19 protein-coding genes and 1 tRNA gene are annotated in these 13,465 nt (G+C 68.9%); 14 read left to right on the top strand and 6 right to left on the bottom strand.

The annotated features are described in order from the left end of the window. The first annotated feature begins 108 nt into the window (after window positions 1-108). Window positions 109-519 carry a hypothetical protein gene (locus BLW75_RS32750; RefSeq protein WP_198935773.1) on the top strand — a complete coding sequence of 137 codons (411 nt, stop codon included), beginning with the start codon at window positions 109-111 and terminating at the stop codon, window positions 517-519. 3 nt (window positions 520-522) lie between these two features. Here BLW75_RS32750 and BLW75_RS32745 read toward each other — a convergent pair whose 3' ends face one another. Further along, the gene (locus BLW75_RS32745) at window positions 523-744 is read right to left on the bottom strand and encodes a DUF3618 domain-containing protein (protein WP_005165704.1); all 222 of its coding nucleotides are present in this window, start codon (window positions 742-744) and stop codon (window positions 523-525) included. 124 nt (window positions 745-868) lie between these two features. On the opposite strand from BLW75_RS32745, the gene BLW75_RS32740 reads away from it, so the two are divergent. The 13 genes from BLW75_RS32740 (at window position 869) to BLW75_RS32685 (ending at window position 9,534) form a co-directional block, all read left to right on the top strand. After that, window positions 869-942 (top strand) — tRNA-Leu (locus tag BLW75_RS32740). A 516-nt stretch (window positions 943-1,458) separates the two neighbouring features. Then, window positions 1,459-1,623 carry a hypothetical protein gene (locus tag BLW75_RS42980; RefSeq protein WP_167373546.1) on the top strand — a complete coding sequence of 55 codons (165 nt, stop codon included), beginning with the start codon at window positions 1,459-1,461 and terminating at the stop codon, window positions 1,621-1,623. Further along, window positions 1,620-2,024 carry a hypothetical protein gene (locus tag BLW75_RS32735; protein WP_034315245.1) on the top strand — a complete coding sequence of 135 codons (405 nt, stop codon included), beginning with the start codon at window positions 1,620-1,622 and terminating at the stop codon, window positions 2,022-2,024. Before BLW75_RS42980 ends, BLW75_RS32735 begins: the two co-directional genes overlap by 4 nt. Before the next feature lie 33 nt (window positions 2,025-2,057). Next, window positions 2,058-2,630, top strand: a complete 573-nt coding sequence (locus BLW75_RS32730) for a phage tail tube protein (RefSeq protein ID WP_034315242.1) — start codon at window positions 2,058-2,060, stop codon at window positions 2,628-2,630. Between the two features lie 37 nt (window positions 2,631-2,667). Beyond that, window positions 2,668-2,958: a hypothetical protein gene (locus BLW75_RS32725; protein WP_034315240.1), complete on the top strand. Its 291-nt coding sequence runs from the start codon at window positions 2,668-2,670 to the stop codon at window positions 2,956-2,958. Window positions 2,959-3,023: 65 nt separating this feature from the next. Beyond that, window positions 3,024-3,359, top strand: a complete 336-nt coding sequence (locus BLW75_RS32720; RefSeq protein ID WP_034315238.1) for a hypothetical protein — start codon at window positions 3,024-3,026, stop codon at window positions 3,357-3,359. 9 nt (window positions 3,360-3,368) lie between these two features. Further along, window positions 3,369-4,052: a hypothetical protein gene (locus BLW75_RS32715; RefSeq protein ID WP_034315236.1), complete on the top strand. Its 684-nt coding sequence runs from the start codon at window positions 3,369-3,371 to the stop codon at window positions 4,050-4,052. Between the two features lie 33 nt (window positions 4,053-4,085). Beyond that, complete coding sequence (locus tag BLW75_RS32710; protein WP_143055374.1) at window positions 4,086-5,222, top strand: phage tail protein; 1,137 nt, start codon at window positions 4,086-4,088, stop codon at window positions 5,220-5,222. Further along, window positions 5,219-6,094: a phage distal tail protein gene (locus BLW75_RS32705; RefSeq protein WP_091598756.1), complete on the top strand. Its 876-nt coding sequence runs from the start codon at window positions 5,219-5,221 to the stop codon at window positions 6,092-6,094. The genes BLW75_RS32710 and BLW75_RS32705 overlap by 4 nt, the downstream gene beginning before the upstream one ends. Window positions 6,095-6,118: 24 nt before the next feature. Next, complete coding sequence (locus tag BLW75_RS32700) at window positions 6,119-7,171, top strand: hypothetical protein (protein WP_091598753.1); 1,053 nt, start codon at window positions 6,119-6,121, stop codon at window positions 7,169-7,171. A gap of 11 nt (window positions 7,172-7,182) precedes the next feature. Continuing rightward, the gene (locus tag BLW75_RS32695; protein WP_034315233.1) at window positions 7,183-8,208 is read left to right on the top strand and encodes a hypothetical protein; all 1,026 of its coding nucleotides are present in this window, start codon (window positions 7,183-7,185) and stop codon (window positions 8,206-8,208) included. Window positions 8,209-8,215: 7 nt separating this feature from the next. After that, entirely contained in the window at window positions 8,216-9,349 is a 1,134-nt protein-coding gene (locus BLW75_RS32690) for a hypothetical protein (RefSeq protein WP_034315230.1), read from the top strand. After that, window positions 9,346-9,534: a hypothetical protein gene (locus tag BLW75_RS32685; protein ID WP_034315228.1), complete on the top strand. Its 189-nt coding sequence runs from the start codon at window positions 9,346-9,348 to the stop codon at window positions 9,532-9,534. Before BLW75_RS32690 ends, BLW75_RS32685 begins: the two co-directional genes overlap by 4 nt. 51 nt (window positions 9,535-9,585) lie before the next feature. Here BLW75_RS32685 and BLW75_RS32680 read toward each other — a convergent pair whose 3' ends face one another. From BLW75_RS32680 to BLW75_RS32660, 5 genes are read right to left on the bottom strand one after another with little or no spacing between them, the layout of a single operon-like run. Continuing rightward, a complete protein-coding gene (locus tag BLW75_RS32680; RefSeq protein ID WP_034315224.1) occupies window positions 9,586-10,185 on the bottom strand; it encodes a dihydrofolate reductase family protein in 600 nt (199 codons plus the stop codon). 5 nt (window positions 10,186-10,190) lie between these two features. Beyond that, window positions 10,191-10,991 carry a metalloregulator ArsR/SmtB family transcription factor gene (locus tag BLW75_RS32675; protein WP_034315222.1) on the bottom strand — a complete coding sequence of 267 codons (801 nt, stop codon included), beginning with the start codon at window positions 10,989-10,991 and terminating at the stop codon, window positions 10,191-10,193. A 33-nt stretch (window positions 10,992-11,024) separates the two neighbouring features. Further along, window positions 11,025-12,032, bottom strand: coding sequence for a methyltransferase (locus tag BLW75_RS32670; RefSeq protein WP_091598750.1), 1,008 nt, complete (start codon window positions 12,030-12,032; stop codon window positions 11,025-11,027). A gap of 32 nt (window positions 12,033-12,064) precedes the next feature. Beyond that, window positions 12,065-12,652 carry an SDR family oxidoreductase gene (locus tag BLW75_RS32665; protein ID WP_034308743.1) on the bottom strand — a complete coding sequence of 196 codons (588 nt, stop codon included), beginning with the start codon at window positions 12,650-12,652 and terminating at the stop codon, window positions 12,065-12,067. A gap of 14 nt (window positions 12,653-12,666) precedes the next feature. Beyond that, window positions 12,667-13,440 (bottom strand): aminotransferase class IV family protein, encoded by a 774-nt coding sequence (locus tag BLW75_RS32660; RefSeq protein ID WP_034308745.1) that lies wholly within the window; start codon window positions 13,438-13,440, stop codon window positions 12,667-12,669. Window positions 13,441-13,465: the final 25 nt, after the last annotated feature.

Raw genomic sequence — 13,465 nt, 5'->3', positions numbered from 1 at the left:
TCGCGGCCTCCGTCAGGAGGGGGCGCCACCACCTGAAAGTGGCGTCATGACGGCGGCCTGACCGAGTCCATTGAGTGACGCTTGCTCGCGAGGAGAGGGGTGAGGCGGATGACCGAACCGATCACCGCGTCGTACGTCCAGGAGGACGACGACTGGAAGATCACGGTCAGCGGCTCCGGCAAGGAACTGACCGGTCGCGCGCCGGGCATCATCGCGGCACGGGACCGGGCCGACCAGCTGGTCGAGAAACTGTCCCCGCCGGAACATTCGACGGTGGTGCACCTGCTCAACGGCAGCGCCCTCGAGTTCACCGCCGCCTACATGACGGCGAGGCTCACGCTTCCGGAGATCGAACCGCTCGAGGTTCCTCCGCCGTCGAACGGCAAAGCCAAGGAGAAGACCGGCGGCAAGCCCCCGGTGCCCCAGGGCAAAGAACTCCCGAAGGCCGTCGACGAGGCGAAGTCCAAGGAGAAGTCCGAGCCCGCCAAGACACCCGCCAAGGCGGCTCAGACCTCCTGAGACCTACTTCAGGAGTTTGCGGATCAGCAGCACGCCGATCAGCACCGCCCCGCCGATGAGCGGGTACTTCACCTTGGGCTCGTCCAGCTTCGCGCGCAGGCCGGTCTTCGCGGAATCCACCAGCTTCGCGGGGTTCGCCTTCGTGCCCAGCTGGTCGAGCGTGGCGACCAGCGCGTTCCTGGCCTGCTCGATCTCACGCTCGATGGTCTCGGGATCGCGAGCCACGTGTCCTCCTCGCCGCGACGGACTTGCTGGAAGCCCACGTTAGAGGACGCCGCCCCTCACGGTGGCACCGGCCACGCCGAGAAACGCGGATCGTGTCGCACGCTACGATTTCGGGGCAGTACTGGGGCCCGTAGCCCAATTGGCAGAGGCACACGGTTTAGGTCCGTGCCAGTGAGAGTTCGAGTCTCTCCGGGCCCACCCACTACGACACGTCGGTGACCGTCGCGTGACCGTGCGTGACCAGTCGCTCCGCCGGCCCGCTCACCCCTCCTTCGCGGGGCCGGTCCGGTTCAACGGATACCGCGGAAACCAGGGCGGCTTTCTCCCGGCGGGCGGCCTCCGCTTCGATACCGCCACAGAAATTCGTAAGAACAATCCAAACCCGAGTGATCTTGCCCGAAAGAACCTGCCTTGCCTTATCGGGCGAATCGTTTGAGCCGGACGCCGATTTGCGTATACTCGGCCTCAAGCACCGGCAGAGCGATATCGGGGTCAGCCTGCGGAGCTCTCGCGTTTTCGGGGTAATACCACGACATTCCGGGGGGATACGTGTACCCGCTCGACGGTTGACGCGCCAGCACCAGGCGCATTGCGGGCGTGGTTCACCATTTCACCCGCACCTCTCCGCATGAATTCACCGAGCCCGCGGCATTCACGCGCGCGATTCTGCCAGCTCGCGTTTCGCTGCCCGCCAGCGCTTTTACAGGGAGAGCCATGCCCAGAATTCGACTCACCTATTGGTGGGACGGCCACGCCCCCGGCGACGTGGTCGATGTCGACGACCAGGTCGCGGTCACGTTGGTCGGCCGGATCGCGGTGCGCGCCGAGGACGACGGCGGCGAACCCGCGGCCGAGCGGGCCGAGGCGAGCAAGGAGTGACCGGCCCGATCGTCTTCCCCGATGTCGAGCGGCTGGTCGTCGACTCGATCAAGAACCGCGCGGAACTGGCCGGGATCCTCGTGGACAACAAGCCGCCGCCCGGGTTCGACGGCACCCGGAAAACCGTGCTGGTCTCGCGCGTCGGCGGCGCGTGGATCGACGACCAGTACCTCGACCAGCCGTTGATCGATCTGGAGTGCTACGGCCCCGACAAGACGGCCGCGCACGGGGTGGCGTTGCTCGCGAGGGCCGCGGTCCTCACGTTGCGCGAAGTCGGCTACGGCGGCGCGCGGGTGGTCGACGTCGCCGAGATGGACGGGCCGCGCTGGCTGCCCGACTACCACCACGCGGCGGCCAGCCGCTACCTGGCCACGGTGCGGCTGCTCGTCCGGCCGGCCTGACCCTTTCCGTTCCGAACCGAGGAGTGAGCACAGATGGCTGGTTCCAACGCCAAGGAGATCCGGGTCGCCGGTAGCGGCCGTGTCCTCGTCGCCCCGCTGGGCACCGCGGCTCCCGCGGACACCACCGCGGCGTGGGGCGCCGACTGGAAGGATCTCGGCTACACCACGACCGACGGGGTCAAGGTGGCCAAGAAGGACAAGATCGACCCGATCGACACGTGGCAGAGCGTCAGCCCCGCCCGATTCGTCTACTCCGACCGCGACCTGACCTTCAAGTTCCAGATGCTGCAGCTCAACGAGGACACGATGCCGTTCTTCTTCGGGGGCGGCGCGGTCACGCAGGTCGGGACGTCGGGCGTCCACAAGTACGAGATGGCCGCCGAGCCGAAGTTCGACGAGCGCATGCTCGGCGTGGAGTTCACCGACGGCAACGACGTGAAGTACCGCCTCATCGTCGCGCGTGGACAGGTCACCGAGACCGAGGAGATGGCGCTGGTGCGCACCGCTCCGCTGAAACTCGGCGTCACCTACACGGCGCTGGCCGTCGACGAGAAGGCCCCGCTGGTCACCTTCCTGATGAAGGACCCGGCCTACGCCGCCGTCTGACGATCGACTCTCCGCCCTGCTCCGAAAGGACACAGCCATGACCCGCTTCAACGTCAACGCCGCTCGAGCCCAGCGCCTCGAAGTGGACGGCACGGACTGGGAGTTCGAACTGGACGACGAGGTCTTCCGGCTGCCCCGCGAGTTCCCGCGCGCCATGGCCAGGAAACTGAGCCAGGTCGACGACAACGACGTCGACGGCCTGCTCGAAATACTGCTCGGCGAGGAGCAGTACGAGCGCTTCGACAAGCACCTGGTGACCGTGCAGGACGTCGCCGCGCTGTTGGAGGCCTACGGCAAGGAGACGGGTCTGCCGCTGGGGGAAGGCTGAGCCTCGGCACGCTCGTCGAAGAGCATGCCGAGGCCCTCGAGGCCGACCTGCTGCGGTACTACAACGTGGATCTGCTCGACTGGTACCGGGAGAAACTGTCGTCCCGGCGGTTGAAGGTGCTCATCGAGCACCTGCCGCGGGATTCGTCGTTCGCGAAATCGCTGCACGGCGAGGAAGCGGAGTGGCGCCTGAGCGACCATCTGCTGGCCGCGGTGGTGGATCACCTGGCGGTGTCGAACTGGATGTTCGCCACCGTCAACCGGGACGAGAACGCCGAAGAGATCCCGTACCCGCAAGCCATTCCACGTCCGGGCCCCGAAGCGGCCGACGAGGAAGCACCGACGGCGGAACCCGAAAGCACGGACGCGAGCGAGATCCTCGCCTTCCTGCGCAGTGGTTAGGAGGCAGACGTGACCATGCCGCCCATCGGGGGCTATTACCCGACCGGCCCCGGCCCCGGCCCCGGCCCGATGACGCCTGAGCAGAGCGAGGCGATGATCAAGCAGGTCGTCGCCGCGTTCAAGGTCGCGTTCCCCGACCCGGCCGTGCTCCACAAGGGCGAGGTCACGGCCATCAAGAACGAGCTCAACGGCGTCACGAGCGCGCTCAACCTGTTCAAGGTCGAATGGACCGCGTTCAAGCTGGAGCCACCGTCGATCTGGGAGATCGTCCAGAAACGCCGGGCGGAAGCACGGGGTGAGGCACCCGACCAGCTCAAAAAACTCGGCACTTCGGCGAAGGAGCTCGCGGAGACCGCGAACCGTGTCGCGACCAAGGCGCAACAAGCCATCGAGGGCCTGGCGACGAAGAAGGAAGTCAAGGCCGACGACGACGCCGTCCGCAACAAGGTCAACACAGAAGTGAAAGCGGTCAACGTCCGCATCAACAACCTGCAGAACGCTATCAACAAAAGCATCAAAGACGCCAACCAGAAGACCCGCAAGGCGGGAGGCGAGGAAGCCGCGGCGATCAGGGCCGAGGGCAAAAAGACTCGCAGCGCCGTCAACGAGCTCAACAACGCGGTCAAGGGGACGAGCGCCACCATGAACCAGCTCAAACAACGGCTCGACGCGATCGAACAGTCCCTCCGCTGATCATCACCACGCAGACGAAGGAAGCCAGCCAGCATGAGAAATGCCTTGGTACAGGCCACGGGCGCGGTCGGCCGGTTCCGTGCGGCGCTGGCGCAGGCCAGTGGGGCGGGCGGCCAGTTCCGTACGGCCACGAGCCAGAGCGCCACCCAGGTCCGCCAGCTCAAGACCGCGGCCGACCAGGCGGCCAGGTCCGTACAGCAGGCCGGGCGGCAGGCGGCGTCCGGTGGCGGGTTCTTCTCCCGGTTCAGCCAGGGGCTGCGCACGGCGACCACCGCCCAAAGAGGACTCAACGCCGCGATGAAGGCCAACGTCCTCGGCTTCCTGCTGAGCCTGTTGCTGCCGCTGGTCGCCAAGATCGTCGACATGGCCATGCAGTCGCAGCGCGTGCGGCAAGTCGTGTCGGCGGCCTTCCGGATCATCGGGCAGGTCGTCGGCGCGGTGATGGATTTCATCCGCAAGATCATCAGCGCGGTATGGCCGTGGATCGAGACCTACGTCCGGACGTACATAAACATCGTCATGACGGTGATCCGGACCGTCATGAACGTCATCCAGACGGTCATTTCCACGGTCTGGAACGTGATCTCCACGATCTTCCGCACCGCCATGAACGTGATCAGCACGGTCGTCTCCGGTGCCTGGAACGGCATCAAGAACGTGATCATGCCGGTCATCACCTGGATCGGTGAGGCCATCCCGGCCGTCTGGAACCGGGTGACCGGCGCGTTGCGCGCGGCGTGGGACGGGCTGGCCGGTTTCGCGCGCGCCGCGTTCGAAGCGGTACTCGGGGCGGTCAAGGCCCCCATCAACGCGATCATCGGCCTGGTCAACATGGCCATCCGCGGCCTCAACAGCATCAGCGTCACCATCCCGGACTGGGTGCCGTTCGTCGGCGGGAAGACCTTCGGGATCAACCTGCCGCAGATCCCGCAGCTGGCCGCGGGCGGTATCGCCACGCCGGTGCCGGGCGGGCGGCTGGTGAACGTCGCCGAGGCCGGGCACGCCGAGGCGATCATCCCGTTGTCGAAGCTGCCGCAACTGCTCGACCTGACGAACAAACGCCGCGACGACAAGCCGGTCACGGTGAACATCCACCCGAGGGCGCGGCAGTCCGAATACGAGATCGGCCGGATCGCCGCGCGCGAACTCGCCTGGGCGGGGAAGCGATGACCACGATGCGGCCCCCGGGAACCGTTCTGCAGCAACCGGTTTTCTCGGTCGACGGCTGGGCGGGCAATACGGTCGACACCGAGGGCGTGGAGTGGTGGGTGACCAAGGAGGAAGGCTGGGCCTCCTCCCCCTCCGTCCGGCTCACGCTGACCGACCGGCCGGAGCGGGACGGCGCGTTCGACGCGCCGTCCTATCGCTCGCCCAGGGTGATCACGTTGGAGGGCACCGCGGTCGCGCCGGACCGGATCAGCAAGGAGCGCGCCAAAGACCGGTTGGCCGCCGTGCTCAACGACGGATCGCGGCTGTTCCCACTCGTGGTGACCGAGCCCCACGCGGTGCGCCGGGCGATGGTGCGGCTGTCCAGCGAGTCGAAGATCCTGGACAAGAAGGCGGGCGTCTTCGAGTTCTCGGTACAGGTCACCGCGCCGGATCCACTGCGCTACTCCGCCGAACTGCGTGTCGCGAGCTGTCCGCTGCCCAGCTCCGCGGGCGGGTTGACGTTCCCGCTGACCTTCCCCCTGGACTTCGGCACCGGTGCCACCGGCGGCAGGCTGTCGCTGGCGAACGACGGCACGGTGGCGGCCTGGCCGACGTGGAAGATCAGCGGCCCGTGCGCCGACCCGGTGATCGTCAACACCCAGACCGGTGAAGAGCTGGCGTTTCAGATCCAGCTGGCCGCCGGCGAGGTGCTCGTCGTGGACACCGACGCGCGAACCGTGCTGCTGCAAGGCCTCGCGTCGCGCCGCTCGGTGCTGTTACCCCATTCCCGCTGGTTCCCGCTCGGCCGCGGCGGGATCGACGTCGCGTTCCGGGCCGCCGTCTACAACCCGGCCGCGCGGCTGACCGCCGAATGGCGTGACGCATGGAGCTGACCGTTTCGACCCGAGGAGCCACTGATGCCCGAGCGTGATTCCGGCTGGCTGTCCGGTGGCGTCGTCGACGCCGAGGACGCCCGGCTCGCCACCGGTTCCCTGGTGGCCGCCGGGAACTCCCCGGTGCAGAGCCGGACCGGGCTGCGGCCGGCGGCGAGCGCGGGCCGGGTCGTCCCGACCAGTCCGCCGTCCGGCAAGGTGCAGGTCAATCCGTTCCAGGCGGTCGTGCAGGGGACCCGTTCGCCCAGCGCGGGCTCGTACCTGGTGACCCTGGACCAGGCCAAGACGATCGACGTGCTCGGTGCGGTGCCCGCCCACGCGACCTACGCCCGGCACGACCTGATCGTGGCGCGCCAGACCGACGCCCAGTACGGCGACACCACGTCGGCGATGACCGTCGGCCTGGTCGCGGGAACGCCCGCGCAAACGCCGGTGGAGCCCACGGTCACCGGGGACGTCATCGTGCTGGGCCGGATCACGGTACCCGCTAACGCGACGACGATCGGTTCGCCGCAGCTCCAGGACCGGCGCGTGTTCACCAGCTCCGCCGGTGGTGTCGTGCCGGTCCAGGGAGAGGTGAACCGGCCCGCCGTGCCGTACGCCGGCCAGCTGGTGTACCGCCAGGACCTCAGGGTGCTCGAGGTCTACGAGGGCACGGCTTGGAAACCCGCCGTGGCCAACTCGCTGGCCATCTACGGACCCAACGATCCGGGCTGGCCGCAAGGCGGCGACACGGTGGGCGGCAACCGCCTCGTGTTCAACCGGCTGACCATCCCCGCCGTGTACTTCGCGCGACGGCTGTTGATCACCGCGATCGCCTTCTACGACACCTCCGGTGCGGCCGACCGGTACGACATCACGTTGCAGGCCAACGGCACCACGGTCGGCCTGACCGTGGTCAACACCCCGATCGGCGCCGGGATGGCCACCGGTTCGGTGACCGGGATCGCCAGTCAGCCCGCCGACACGGTCGTCACCGTCGAGCTGGGCATCCAGCGGTTCGACGGTGACGGGTCGGCCCATGTTGGCTGGGGCCATCCGTACGACTCCATCAACGTTCTCGCGATCCCGAGCTAGGAGACGAAACCATGCCAGAACGCGACTCCGGCTGGGTCGGCGGCGCCGTTGTCGACGCCGAGGACGCCCGGCTGGCCACCGCGGCCCTCGCCGCGCCCGGGAGGACCCCGGCACAGTCCCGCACCGGCCTGCGGCCCGCCCCCGGCGATCCCGGCGTGGTCCGCGCCACCGCCACGCCGTCGGGAAACGTGACCGTGCAACCGTTCCAGGCCGTCATCCAGGGCACCCGGCACGCCGCCGCGGGCGCGTACCTGGCGACGCTGGACGAGCAGAAGACACTCGACGTGCTGAAGGTGCCCGCCCACGGCTCGTACAACCGGCACGATCTCGTCGTCGCCAGGCAGACGGACGCTCAGTACGGCGACTCGACATCGAAGTTCGCCGTCGAGATCGTCCCGGGCGGCCCCGCGTCGCAACCGAGCGACCCGGTGGTGACCGGCGACGTGCTCAAGCTCGCCAGGGTCACGGTGCGGGCCAACACCTCGACCGTGACCGGCGGCGACATCACCGACCTGCGCCCGTACACCTGCGCGGTGGGCGGGATCCTGCCCGTGCGCAACGCGAGCGAACGTCCCGCCGACGCCTACCCCGGCCTGTACGTGCATCGTGCCGACACCGGCAGACTCGAGTTCTGGACCGGTGCCACGTGGCGATCGCTGGTGGTGGAGGACGACACGGGCTGGCAGGCCGTCCCCGTGGTCACCGGCTGGACGGCGGGAAGACCAGGCGACTCCCAGGACGCCACCGCGGTCCACATACGCAGGATCGGCCCCACGGTGTACGTGCGGGGCGCGGTCACGCGCCAGAACACCCCGGCCGGACACGGCACGGTGATCCTGAAGATGCCGCAGGCCTACCAGCCGCAGTACGCCCACCGCTGGGCCGGGAACACCTGGAGTGGCCACCACGTCGGCTCGCACCAGTTCCTCGACCTCAGTATCGAGCGAAACGGTGACCTGGCCATGTGGACCGACAACACCGTCTCCGTTCCCGTCGACGAGACTGTCATGCTGCACACGTCCTACCTGCTGGGCTGACCGGACGATGGCGAACCAGAACACCGCCCGCTACCGGTACATCGTGGCCGATCTGCGGACCGGGCAGGTGCACGCGGAACTGCCGCTGCGCGACGTCTCGTTCAGCTCCGCGCTCAACGACGTGGGCGAATTCCAGGGCCGGCTGGTACTGGGCGATCCCCGGATCGCCGTGCGCGAGCCCGAGTTCGTGACCAGGCCCGCGCACACGGCGCTGTATGTCGAACGTGACGGGGTGCTCGTCTGGGGCGGGATCATCTGGACGAGCAAGTACTCGTCTGCGAGCCGGGCGATCGACATCGGCGCGGCCGGGTTCCTGTCCTATTTCGACCATCGCCGGGTGCTGCCGAAGGATTTCGACCCGGCGAGCGGCAACCTGGGGAGCGTCGCGGTCACGTACACGGACGAGGATCAGACCGAGATCGCGCGCAACCTGGTCGCCACCGCGCAGGGGCATCCGCGCGGTGACATCCGGATCCAGTCCGACCCGTCCGTGCGGTCCGGGATCCGGCGGACGATCGGCTATCCGGGTCGTGAGCTCAAATCCGTCGGTGACGCGCTGCGGGAGCTGTGCGCTCTGGAGAACGGGCCGGACTTCGCGTTCGATGTCGGCTACGGCGAGGGCGGCCACGCCGTGCGCAGGCTGCGGGTCGGCACTCCGGAACTGGGTCAGCAGGGCACTCCGTACGTGTGGGAGTTCGGCGGCAACCTCATCGAGTACTCGTGGCCGCGCGACGGGTCGTCGATGGCGACGCGGGTGTTCGCCCTCGGCGACGAGAACGAGGCCGGCCAGCAGGTCGGGATCGCACAGGACACCTCCCCGGCCCGCCTGCTGCTGGAGACCGAGGTGTCGCTCGTGAACCTGAGCGACCCGGTGCTGCTTCGTTCGCAGGCCCGTTCGGCGCTGGCCGCGGCGGTCGATCCGGTCGTGCTGCCCGAGTTGACCGTCCGGGGTGACCTGGACCCGGTGCTCGGCTCGTACGCGGTCGGCGACCACGCGTTCATCGTGGTGCGTGACGACTTCTTCCCGCTCGGCACCAGGTTCCGGGTCCGGATCGTCGCGTTCGAAGTGACACCCGGCGACGACGCGGGTGAAGAAAAGGTGCAGCTCACCGTGTCACCGATCAGCGGAGGACCGTCATGACCCGCGTGAACCAGCCCGACTCGCTGCTCACCGAGCTGCGTGACATCAAGCGTCGGCTTCGGGCGCTGGAGACAAGGAGCGCCGCCCTGCCTCCTGCGACCGCCGAGGCCGCACCGGAGCCCGAGGAACCGCACGCGGACGACGCTTCGAGCGGCGGTCGGCCTCCCGGGCCCGGCGGTCCGTGAAGGCCTCCTTGAGGGACGCTGGGTCCCTCAAGGAGGCCTTCACGGACCCGATCAGCGCACCCGGTCGTAGACCAGCGCCATCTCCCCCAGCTCCCCGGCCTCCTGATAAGCCAGCGCCCACTTCGACGCGGGCAGGCCGTCGGCGAACAGCCGTTGCCCACCGCCGGTGATCTCGGGGCAGATCATCAGGTACAGCCGGTCGATCAAATCGTCCGCGAGCAGTGCCTTGATGACGCTCGCGCTGCTGTTGACCAGGATGTCGCCCGCGCCGTCCGCCTTCAGGTCGGCGATGACGTCGGCGGCCGGGGCGTTCACGACGCGGGCACGGTCCCACGGCGCTTCGGTCAGTGTCGTGGAGAAGACGACTTTTTCGGCGTCCACCAGCCACTTCGCGTAGGCGCGGTCGCGCGGGTCGGCGTTCTCGTCGGCGGCGACGGTGGGCCAGAAGCCCAGGAATCCCTCGGCGTTCAGTCTGCCGAGCACCGCGGTGGTCGCCGTCTCGTGGATACGGGCGAGGTGGGCGCGGGCGACATCGGTGGTGGCGTACGAGACGATCGCGCCCATGTCGCCGGGGCCACCGGGACCGCTGTAGTGGCCGTCGAGGGTGAGGCTGATGTTCGCGGTGACGCGGCGGCCGGTCGGGTTCGTCATGTCGTTCAGTCCTTTTCCTGAGTGAGCTGAGCTGCGAGGTTGTCGAGCACCTGGCCCCAGCCGGTTTCGATACCGGCGATGAAGGGGACCGCCTCGACGGTCGTTTCGGTGATGCGCAGGTCGAGCCGGAGCCGGGTCCCTCCCGGCGTCTCGGCGAACTTCAGGTCGTAGTGACCGGTGAAGAAGGTGTCCCCCTGGGCGTCCAGCACCGAGAGGTCGAACTCGAGGTGTTCGGGTTCGGTCGCGGCGCGGACCTCGCCCGCGGAGCGGTAGCGCCCTTCCGCGTCGCGGTAGTCGAGTACGGCCCGGCCCCCGGCCCGCGGCTCGATGACGCAGGCGGTGACGGTCATCGAAGGCGGCGCCCACCAGGACGCGAGCAGGGCGGGCTCGGTCCAGTGCCGCCAGACGACGTCCGGCGACGCGGCGAGCAGACGGTCGAACGAGAACGCCCGCCCGTCCGCCCACCGGTCCTGCTTCGCGGAGGCGGTGTCCGCGCCGATCGCGGCCTGGTAGCGCGTGAGGACGTCTCGCTCGCCCGCGTTCGCCTCGATGGTCGCGATCAGCGCCCGCAGCCGCCCTTCGAAGTCCTTCAGCGGGCCCGCTTCGACCGCATAGACCCGGCGCTGACCCAGCGGGAAGACCGTCACGAGGCCGGCGCGGGAGAGGGTCTGCAGGTGCTTGGTGGTCTGCGGCTGCCGCAGACCGGTCAGCTCGGCGAGTTCACCGACGGACCGGGGCCGCTCGGCCAGAAGCTCGACGATGCGCCGCCTCGCTCCGTCTCCCAGTGCTGCTGCGATCTGCTCCATGCCCAGAAGTATTCACTCATCAGAATATTCCTGTCAAGGAATATCTTGGCGATGGAACTCCAGCAGGCTTCGTTCCTCGGTGAGTGTGGTGACGGTGTCGAAGACCAGCCCGTGTGCGGCGGCGAGATCGCGAAGTTCGTCGAGGCGTCGCTCGCGGCCGCCGTAGAGCACGAGCATGACCAGGTCCCATTCGGTCTGGGCGCCGATCCCGCCGACCGCCTCGATCACGAGGACCCGGCCGCCGGGTCCGGCCGCCTCGGCGCAGCGCGCCAGGATGCGATGGGCGTGTTCGTCGTCCCAGTCGTGCAGGATGTCGGAGAGCAGATAGGCGTCCGCGCCGGCCGGGAGCGCATCGAAGAAGCTGCCCGCCGTGACCTCGGCACGGTCTTCGAGGCCCTGCGCGCGCAGTTCCCGTTCCGCGGCCGCCGCGGTCGGCGCGAGGTCGACGAGATGGCCGCGCATCGAGGGGTTGGCCTTCAGGATCGCGGCGAGCAGGCTGCCGTGGCCCCCGCCGACGTCGACGAGCGAGCCGAACCGGGGCCAGTCGAACCCGGAGACGAACCTCGGCACCTGCGTCAGGTACCGCTGGGTCATCTGCCGGTCGAACGTCTCCCGAAGGTGGGGCTGCTCGGCGAGATCGGTCCAGAAGTCCTTGCCGTAACGGCGGTCGTACCCCGCCTCGCCGGTGGCGATGCTGTGCGCGAGCTCGATGAACGCCAGCTCGCCCCGCCCGCCGGCGGCGTTCATGTCGAGGAGCCCGGCGAGCCCGTTTCCGGCGTCGGCGCGCAGTTTCGCGCCGTACTCGGTGGTGCGGTAGCCGTCCGGAGTCGCCTCGACGACACCGAGGGTCGCGAGATGTCCGAGCAGCAGGCCGAGGGCCAGCGAAGATTGGCCAAGCTCCGTCGACAGGTCGTCGACGGCCGCGCCTTCGCCGGACAGCCGGTCCGGCAGTCCCAGTGTCACCGCGACGCGCAGCGCCATCGGCGTCGCCAGCCCGGCCAGCCGGAGGAATTCCTGTCTGTCCTTGTCATGAGTGGTCACGTCTGCCCACTGTGGCAGCGCGGTCAAGCGACTTACGGCACCAGCGTGCACCCGGTGAGGTCCGCGTCCTCCACGGCTTCGACGTAGCTCCGCGCGACGTCGGCCGCCGGGGTGCCTCCTTCCGGCTCGCCGAGCGCGGCGAGGGTTTCGCTCACCCAGCCGGGGCTGACTGCGTTGACCCGGAGGCCGCGCGGCAGTTCGCGCGCGGCCGCGGCGACGAACGCTTCGAGACCGGCGTTGGTCAGGACACCGAAAGCGCTGCCGCGCAACGTCTCCGGGATCCGGCCGGCGGTCAAGGTGACCGAGCCGCCATCCGGCAGATGAGGGATCGCGCGCCGCAGCAGGTACACCTGACCGAGCAGTTTTCCTTGCAGCCCTTGGGTGAACTCTTCGTCGGAGCCGCCGTCGACCGGCACCAGCGAGCCGCTCCCCGCACAGCACACGACGTGCTCGATCCCCGGCTCGGCGGCGAAGAGCGCGTCGAACGTGGCGGGCTGCTCGACGTCCACCTTGACCTCACCGGAGCGGGACGCGGGGAGCACGGCGTGCCCGCGCGCGGTGAGTGCCGACGAGACGACGGCTCCGATCGTCCCGGTGGCACCGATCACGAGGATCTTCATCGGCGTCTTTCCCTTCAAGGTCGCGTGAGTGGTTCGGTTTCGTAAGCCCGGTGCAGCGCCGAGACGAACGCCGGAGCGGACGGCAGCGGGGTCGCGCCGATCCGGCGCACCGCGATCCCGGGCGTCCACGAGTTCATGACCACCGCCCCCGCGAGCCCCGGCAGGTCGGTGAGCGTGACCTCCTGGACCCGTTGCGGCACACCGAGCTCCCCCAGCCGCCGCTGGACGATGCCCATCATGGTCCCCGTCAGCAGGTCGGCGTCCGGCCACACCACCGTATCGCCGTCCCAGAAGGCGAGGTTCCAAATCGTCGCCTCGCTCAGCCTGCCCCGGCGGTCGACGAACGCCGCGTCGTCGAACCCTTCACCGACAGCCTGCCGCCGGTAGTACGTCTTCGCCATCTCGCCGGTGTGCTTGACGGCCGGGAGGACGCGCTCGTGTTCCACGGCCGTCAGCGCCAGCGGCCCCGCCGGACCGGACGACGGCGGCCGGGTACGCACCAGGACTTCGAGGTCACCCGGCAGGTGGATCGTCACGGTCAGGGAGACGTCGGACGGGCCGGCTTTCAGCGCCTCTCGCACATACGACCGGATCCGGTCGTCGGGAAGGGCGTCGCCGAACAGCTCCAGCGAGGCGGCGCGGAGCCGGTCCAGATGCAGGTCGAGACCGCGCACACGGCCGTCACGCACCTGCATGGCCGTGAAATGCGCGAAACCGGCGAAGGCGAGCGGCGCCAGCTCTTCGGCGGTCGCCGTCCGGCCGTTCCGCTGCGCGACATGAGGACTCATGCCCGCACCGTAATCCGGTTGCGAC

The organism is Amycolatopsis lurida (genome assembly GCF_900105055.1).
Classification (GTDB): Bacteria; Actinomycetota; Actinomycetes; order Mycobacteriales; family Pseudonocardiaceae; genus Amycolatopsis; species Amycolatopsis lurida.
Note: the sequence above shows the minus strand (reverse complement) of the source record. Positions and strands in the feature narration are given on the sequence as shown.

What these genes read in the sequence shown, in the direction of transcription:
- BLW75_RS32750 (WP_198935773.1), top strand. Translation starts at nt 109, where the DNA reads ATGACCGAACCGATCACCGCGTCGTACGTCCAGGAGGACGACGACTGG.
- BLW75_RS42980 (WP_167373546.1), top strand. Translation starts at nt 1,459, where the DNA reads ATGCCCAGAATTCGACTCACCTATTGGTGGGACGGCCACGCCCCCGGC.
- BLW75_RS32730 (WP_034315242.1), top strand. Translation starts at nt 2,058, where the DNA reads ATGGCTGGTTCCAACGCCAAGGAGATCCGGGTCGCCGGTAGCGGCCGT.
- BLW75_RS32725 (WP_034315240.1), top strand. Translation starts at nt 2,668, where the DNA reads ATGACCCGCTTCAACGTCAACGCCGCTCGAGCCCAGCGCCTCGAAGTG.
- BLW75_RS32710 (WP_143055374.1), top strand. Translation starts at nt 4,086, where the DNA reads ATGAGAAATGCCTTGGTACAGGCCACGGGCGCGGTCGGCCGGTTCCGT.
- BLW75_RS32705 (WP_091598756.1), top strand. Translation starts at nt 5,219, where the DNA reads ATGACCACGATGCGGCCCCCGGGAACCGTTCTGCAGCAACCGGTTTTC.
- BLW75_RS32700 (WP_091598753.1), top strand. Translation starts at nt 6,119, where the DNA reads ATGCCCGAGCGTGATTCCGGCTGGCTGTCCGGTGGCGTCGTCGACGCC.
- BLW75_RS32695 (WP_034315233.1), top strand. Translation starts at nt 7,183, where the DNA reads ATGCCAGAACGCGACTCCGGCTGGGTCGGCGGCGCCGTTGTCGACGCC.
- BLW75_RS32690 (WP_034315230.1), top strand. Translation starts at nt 8,216, where the DNA reads ATGGCGAACCAGAACACCGCCCGCTACCGGTACATCGTGGCCGATCTG.
- BLW75_RS32685 (WP_034315228.1), top strand. Translation starts at nt 9,346, where the DNA reads ATGACCCGCGTGAACCAGCCCGACTCGCTGCTCACCGAGCTGCGTGAC.
- BLW75_RS32680 (WP_034315224.1), bottom strand. Translation starts at nt 10,185, where the DNA reads ATGACGAACCCGACCGGCCGCCGCGTCACCGCGAACATCAGCCTCACC.
- BLW75_RS32675 (WP_034315222.1), bottom strand. Translation starts at nt 10,991, where the DNA reads ATGGAGCAGATCGCAGCAGCACTGGGAGACGGAGCGAGGCGGCGCATC.
- BLW75_RS32665 (WP_034308743.1), bottom strand. Translation starts at nt 12,652, where the DNA reads ATGAAGATCCTCGTGATCGGTGCCACCGGGACGATCGGAGCCGTCGTC.
- BLW75_RS32660 (WP_034308745.1), bottom strand. Translation starts at nt 13,440, where the DNA reads ATGAGTCCTCATGTCGCGCAGCGGAACGGCCGGACGGCGACCGCCGAA.